General features: G+C 37.0%; 4 protein-coding genes. 1 reads left to right on the top strand and 3 read right to left on the bottom strand.

What is annotated here, in order from left to right; translation table 11 throughout:
- The 3 genes from ACIQ6Z_RS08665 to ACIQ6Z_RS08675 all read right to left on the bottom strand — a co-directional run.
- On the bottom strand, window positions 1-89 hold an 89-nt coding region (locus ACIQ6Z_RS08665; RefSeq protein WP_396210502.1), incomplete at its 3' end, for a thioredoxin family protein.
- Between the two features lie 109 nt (window positions 90-198).
- On the bottom strand, window positions 199-4,716 hold the full coding sequence (dnaE, locus tag ACIQ6Z_RS08670; protein ID WP_396210499.1) for a DNA polymerase III subunit alpha: 4,518 nt from the start codon (window positions 4,714-4,716) through the stop codon (window positions 199-201).
- Between the two features lie 157 nt (window positions 4,717-4,873).
- On the bottom strand, window positions 4,874-5,572 hold the full coding sequence (locus ACIQ6Z_RS08675; protein WP_396210500.1) for a DUF6252 family protein: 699 nt from the start codon (window positions 5,570-5,572) through the stop codon (window positions 4,874-4,876).
- 171 nt (window positions 5,573-5,743) lie between these two features.
- Here ACIQ6Z_RS08675 and ACIQ6Z_RS08680 point away from each other — a divergent pair.
- The coding region (locus ACIQ6Z_RS08680) for a 30S ribosomal protein S16 (protein WP_396210501.1) at window positions 5,744-6,087 on the top strand (344 nt) is incomplete at its 3' end.

Consider the following 6,087-nt stretch of genomic DNA (forward strand, 5'->3'; position numbering starts at 1 on the left):
CACCAAGCTGCCCAAAAATCTACTACTACTGGTTTGTCTGATTTCAATACTACTTCATCAAAAGTAGCATCTGTTATTGCTAATGCCATATGTTCTTTATTTTATTATTAATTGAATTGCAAATTTAAGAATTTATTATCAAAGATGATGCGAAATAAAATTAGTTTTAATTATACAGCCATTGCCATTTCTTATGCTTTAATTGAGTTTAAAACTCACCTGCATTTTATCCAGTTCTTGAAGTAATTCTGAAGAGATTTTCACTTTCAATTTCCGACTCGGCATGGTTAGTTTTGTTTTTACAACAATTTCTTCTTTCTCAACAGGAATGGCTAAATCCATTTCTTCATCTCCTTCCACCTCATCGGTTGGCTCCATTTCTTCATCTATACCAACCGGACTCATTTCAATTGCTTTTTTGATGCGTTCCAATTCCATCACTTCAAAAGTTACCGTATGATCGCCTTTGTGGCCCATAAAAAGCGTATTGAGTTCCGTTACAAAAGGCATATTTAACTCTTTAATGTCCAAATGAATGATTAATTTTTTAGCAAATGACGGCAATACATCGGCTAACATTTTAGCATCCATAAATTGAATGCGAGGATCTGATTTTTTACCAGTTTCTCGGTTGACCCAGCCTTCTTTAACGTTTATTTTGAAATACACAAATTGATTTTGTAATAAAAAATGGCGGTATTTTAAATATTCTTCGTCAAAAATTCGAAACTCAAAACTTTCGTCATAACCCTCAAGTGCAAAAGTAGCCCAACCCTTGCCGTTTTTTGCAGTACGATGCTGAACATTGGTTACAATTCCACCGAAGGATAAGTTTTTCCCTAAATGTTGTGGTAGATTTTTAAGCGATTCCAATTTGGCGTTACAAAAATATTTCATTTCAAATTTGTAATCGTCTAAAGGATGTCCCGAAATATAAATTCCTACCACTTCTTTTTCTTTGGCTAATTTTTCCATGGTACTCCAATCATCGCATGGCGGCACTACCGGCTCTGCAATTTGCACTTCCGATGCATCGCCAAACAAACTCACTTGAGACGAATTTTCGTTTTCCTGAAATTTTGAACCATAGCGAATGGCTTTCTCTAAAAAGGTAATTCCGTCGCCATCATGGTGAAAATATTGGGCCCGGTGGGTTTCGGAAAAACCGTCAAAACCACCTGCTAAGGCTAAATTTTCAAAGGCTTTTTTATTCGCAGCACGCAAATCGATGCGCTTGGCCAAATCAAAAATAGATTTATAATTACCGTCTTTTCTACGCTCAACTATGGTTTGTACTGCGCCTGCTCCAACACCTTTTACAGCTCCCATTCCAAAACGAACGGCATAGTTTTCATTCACCGTAAATTTATAAAAGGATTCATTTACATCGGGACCTAAAACGGCCAATCCCATGCGTTTACATTCTTCCATAAAGAACGAAACTTGTTTGATATCGTTCATGTTATTAGAAAGTACTGCTGCCATATATTCTGCGGGATAATGTGCTTTCAAATATGCAGTTTGGTAGGCAATCCAAGCATAACAAGTAGAGTGCGATTTATTGAACGCATAACTAGCAAACGCTTCCCAGTCTTTCCAAATTTTTTCTAAAATTATTGGATCATGACCCTTTTCTGCTGCTTGCTCGATGAATTTAGGCTTCATTTTATCCAATACTGGTTTGTCTTTTTTACCCATTGCTTTACGAAGTACATCGGCATCACCTTTTGTAAATCCAGCTAATGATTGAGACAAAAGCATTACCTGCTCTTGATATACGGTAATTCCGTAGGTTTCTGCTAAGTATTCTTCACAGGCTTCTAAATCGTATTTTATTTCTTCTTCGCCGTTTTTTCTTCGAACGAAAGAAGGTATATATTCTAAAGGCCCCGGACGATATAAAGCATTCATGGCAATCAAATCGGCAAATACAGTTGGCTTTAAGTCCTTCATGTACTTTTGCATTCCGGGTGACTCGTATTGGAAAACCCCAACGGTCTCACCTCTTTGAAACAGCTCATAGGTTTTTGTATCGTCAATTGGAAAATTATCGGGATCTAATTCGATGCCCAAACGATATTTCACCAATTTAACCGTGTCTTTAATTAAGGTTAAGGTTTTTAATCCTAAGAAGTCCATTTTTAACAAGCCAGCGCTTTCGGCAACTGAGTTATCAAACTGGGTAACATACAAATCCGAATCTTTTGCCGTGGTTACGGGAACAAAATTTGTAATATCACTAGGTGTAATGATTACACCACACGCGTGAATACCAGTATTTCTCATAGAACCTTCCAATACTTTGGCTTGTTGTATGGTTTCTCCGGCAAGATCTTCGGAATGAGCAATCTCAATGAGTTCTTTGACTTTGTCAAATTCTTCAGAACGCAATGCTTTTTTAACTTCACTCTCATCTTCGGCTAAGAAACGCGCCAAATTCCATTTGGATGGCATCATCCCTGGAATCAATTTAGCAATTCGATCGGCTTCAAAAAGTGGCAAATCCAATACCCTAGCAGTGTCTCTAATTGCCGACTTCGTAGCCATTTTACCATAAGTAATAATTTGCGCTACTTGATTGGATCCGTATTTGTTTATCACATAATCCATGACACGTCCGCGGCCTTCATCATCAAAATCGATATCGATATCGGGCATAGAAACACGATCTGGATTTAAGAAACGCTCAAAAAGCAAATCATATTTAATGGGGTCAATATTGGTAATTCCTAAACAATAGGCTACGGCGGAACCTGCAGCGGAACCCCTGCCAGGACCGACAGAAACATCCATTTTACGGGCTTCAGCAATAAAATCTTGAACAATTAAGAAATACCCAGGATATCCAGAATTTGCTATGGTAAGCAACTCAAAATCTAAGCGTTCTTTAATTGCATCCGTCAACTCAGGATATCTTTTTTCGGCACCTTTAAAGGTTAAATATCGTAAATAGTCGTTTTCGCCCCTAACCCCTCCATCTTCTAGATCTGCTGGAACTTCAAACTCATCGGGAATTTTAAACTTAGGAAGTAATACATCTCTGTAGAGTGAATAAGCTTCAACTTTATCGATAATTTCCTGAATATTAATGATTGCTTCGGGTAAATCGGCAAAAAGCTGCTTCATTTCGTCGCCCGATTTGAAATAATATTCTTGATTGGGTAATCCATAACGATACCCTCTACCCCGACCTATAGGAGTTGCTTGCTTTTCTCCTTCTTTTACACACAATAAAATATCATGTACATTGGCGTCTTCTTTGTTGACGTAGTAGGTATTATTGGTAGCGATCAATTTCACTTGGTGCTTTTTTGCAAAAGCAATTAAAGTTTGATTTACCCGATTTTCATCTTCTTGTTTGTGGCGCATGACTTCCAAATAGAAATCAGACCCAAATTGCTCTTTCCACCAAATAAGAGCCTCTTCGGCTTGACTTTCTCCTACATTTAAAATTTTACTCGGAATTTCACCATATAAATTACCCGACAAAACGATGATATCTTCTTTATACTTTTCTACAATTTTTCGATCGATACGCGGCACATAGTAAAACCCTTCTGTGTATGCAATGGAAGACATTTTGGCTAAATTATGATAGCCTTTTTTATTTTTTGCCAATAATACCAATTGATAGCCGTTGTCTTTCTTGGTTTTATCTTTATGATCGTCGCAGATATTGAATTCGCAACCTACTAGTGGTTTAATTTCGGTTTCTGTGGGGACTTCTCCTGATGCAATTTCGGCTTCTATTTTAGCTTTAGCTACTTTGTTGTGGTTCATGACAGCGCTTACAAAATGAAAGGCTCCCATCATATTACCGGTATCTGTCATGGCAACAGCTGGCATGTTATATTTTGCTGTTACTTTAACCAAATCATTTACCGCAATAGTCGACTGCAATACTGAAAATTGCGTATGATTGTGTAAATGAGCAAATGCTGCTTCTTTTAAATCCGATTTTACCGTAGCCGAAATGGTGGTTTGAATTTCTTGTTGCTCCTCTTTTTTTAATCGGGAACGAATGGCTTCTGAAGCTTGTTTTAAATTGATGTGGTGCAATCCAATCAATTGGATTTCCCCTAAATTTCTTTCTCGGAAACTTCTAAAATATTCGGGAGCAACGTCGAGTTCTTCTTTAGTGAAAACCTCTCTTTTGATCAGCTCCAAAAAACAGCGCGTTGTGGCTTCTACATCGGCAGTTGCATTATGCGCTTCTGCAAAAGGCTGATTGAAAAGATATTGATGTAATTCGGTTAATGTTGGTAATTTGAATCTTCCTCCACGACCACCTGGTAATTTTAATAAGTTGGCCGTGATTTCGGTACATGTATCTAAAACCGGCATTTTCGACAAATCCGTACCGATGTCCATACGATGGAACTCACACCCCATAATATTTACATCAAACCCCACATTTTGTCCTACAATAAATTTTGTTTTGGATAACGCAATATTAAATTTTTCCAATACTTCCGACAAAAGAAACCCTTGTTCGATGGCTAATTCGGTTGAAATACCGTGAATTCTTTCGGCATCATATGGAATATTAAATCCTTCGGGCTTGATCAAAAAATCTTGGTGCTCGATCAAATTCCCCATATCATCATGCAGTTGCCATGCAATTTGTATACAACGAGGCCAATTGTCTGTATCTGTAATAGGTGCAGACCAACTTCTAGGCAAACCGGTAGTCTCGGTATCGAAAATTAAATACATGTAACGAATGATTAATGGTGTGTAATTCGCATTTTAGAATTACCAATTACTGTTTTCAAAAATACAGTTATTGCACAAATTGGCCAATTTTAGTTATTAACAAAAAAACCATTTGAATGTCTTCAAATGGTTTTTTTGTATTTTTATTTGACATGATTTATTGTCCAAGAGGTACTTTATAAAAATTTCCTTCAGAAAACGTAACTATTTCACCTTCTGCATTCGTAGCATTCAGTTTGAAAGTCCCTGTGAATAATCCCCCAGAAGCATCTGTAATCGTAATTTCACCATTACTTTGTTGTACATTTTCAATGCGTAGGGTTGCATTATTATTGCCTCCTAAGATGGTAATAACATCACCCGCTACATATCCCAATCCTCTAGAAACCAAAGTGGCTTTAGTAACTACTCCAGACAAGGTAGTTAATGCCAGTCGAAGTCCGGATCCTGAACCTCCACTAGTATGTGCAGCTGCAGCACTTGTATATCCAGTTCCTGCAGTTAGTACACTAGATAATTTATAAGCTGGTCCGGCTACAACACGAGTATCAAATATTCCTACAAAACTACTTAACGCATTACCTGATGACGTATAGGTGGCAAAATTACCGGCATTTTGTGTGCCCAATAAATACGTTCCAGGTGTCGTTGCAGCTGTTTTCAATTCTACTGTTTCATATGAAGTATAAGCCGTGATGGTCATTCCTCCATTTGCATCTACAGCTACTCTTGCTTCATTAGCTCTCCAATGCACATCATTCAATTGGGCTTGAAAACCAGGCGTATTGGTTTGAATATCTTGTTCACATGAACTAAATAAAGCCACAATAGCGAGTATAGAAAGTATTTTTTTCATCACAAATATTCTAAATTAATATGTAGGAAACAAAAATAAGTTTTTTATCCAAACAAAAACATAATAGCAGAAAAAATATTTTTAACCACTTATTATATTTGTATTACAAAGTTTTATATATTTGCACCCTTAAATAACCAAGGTCGAGTACCTTAAATTAATCACAAGATTATGTCAGTAAAAATTAGATTACAAAGACACGGAAAAAAAGGGAAACCTTTTTATTGGGTTGTTGCAGCAGATGCAAGATCAAAAAGAGATGGTAAATTCTTAGAAAAAATCGGAACTTACAATCCAAACACTAATCCAGCAACTATTGAATTAAACTTAGAAAGTGCAGTACAGTGGTTACACAATGGAGCACAACCTACCGATACGGCTAAAGCCATTTTATCGTACAAAGGAGCTTTATTAAAGCACCATTTAGACGGTGGAGTTCGCAAAGGTGCTTTAACTCAAGAACAAGCAGATGCTAAATTAGCCGCTTGGTTGGATGAAAAAGCAAACAAAGTTGA

Origin of the sequence: Flavobacterium sp. (genome assembly GCF_044376915.1) — a bacterium.
Lineage (GTDB): Bacteria > Bacteroidota > Bacteroidia > Flavobacteriales > Flavobacteriaceae > Flavobacterium.

Excerpts from the sequence above, each read along its gene's own strand:
- dnaE (WP_396210499.1), bottom strand. The coding sequence starts at position 4,716 with ATGTATTTAATTTTCGATACCGAGACTACCGGTTTGCCTAGAAGTTGG.
- ACIQ6Z_RS08675 (WP_396210500.1), bottom strand. The coding sequence starts at position 5,572 with ATGAAAAAAATACTTTCTATACTCGCTATTGTGGCTTTATTTAGTTCA.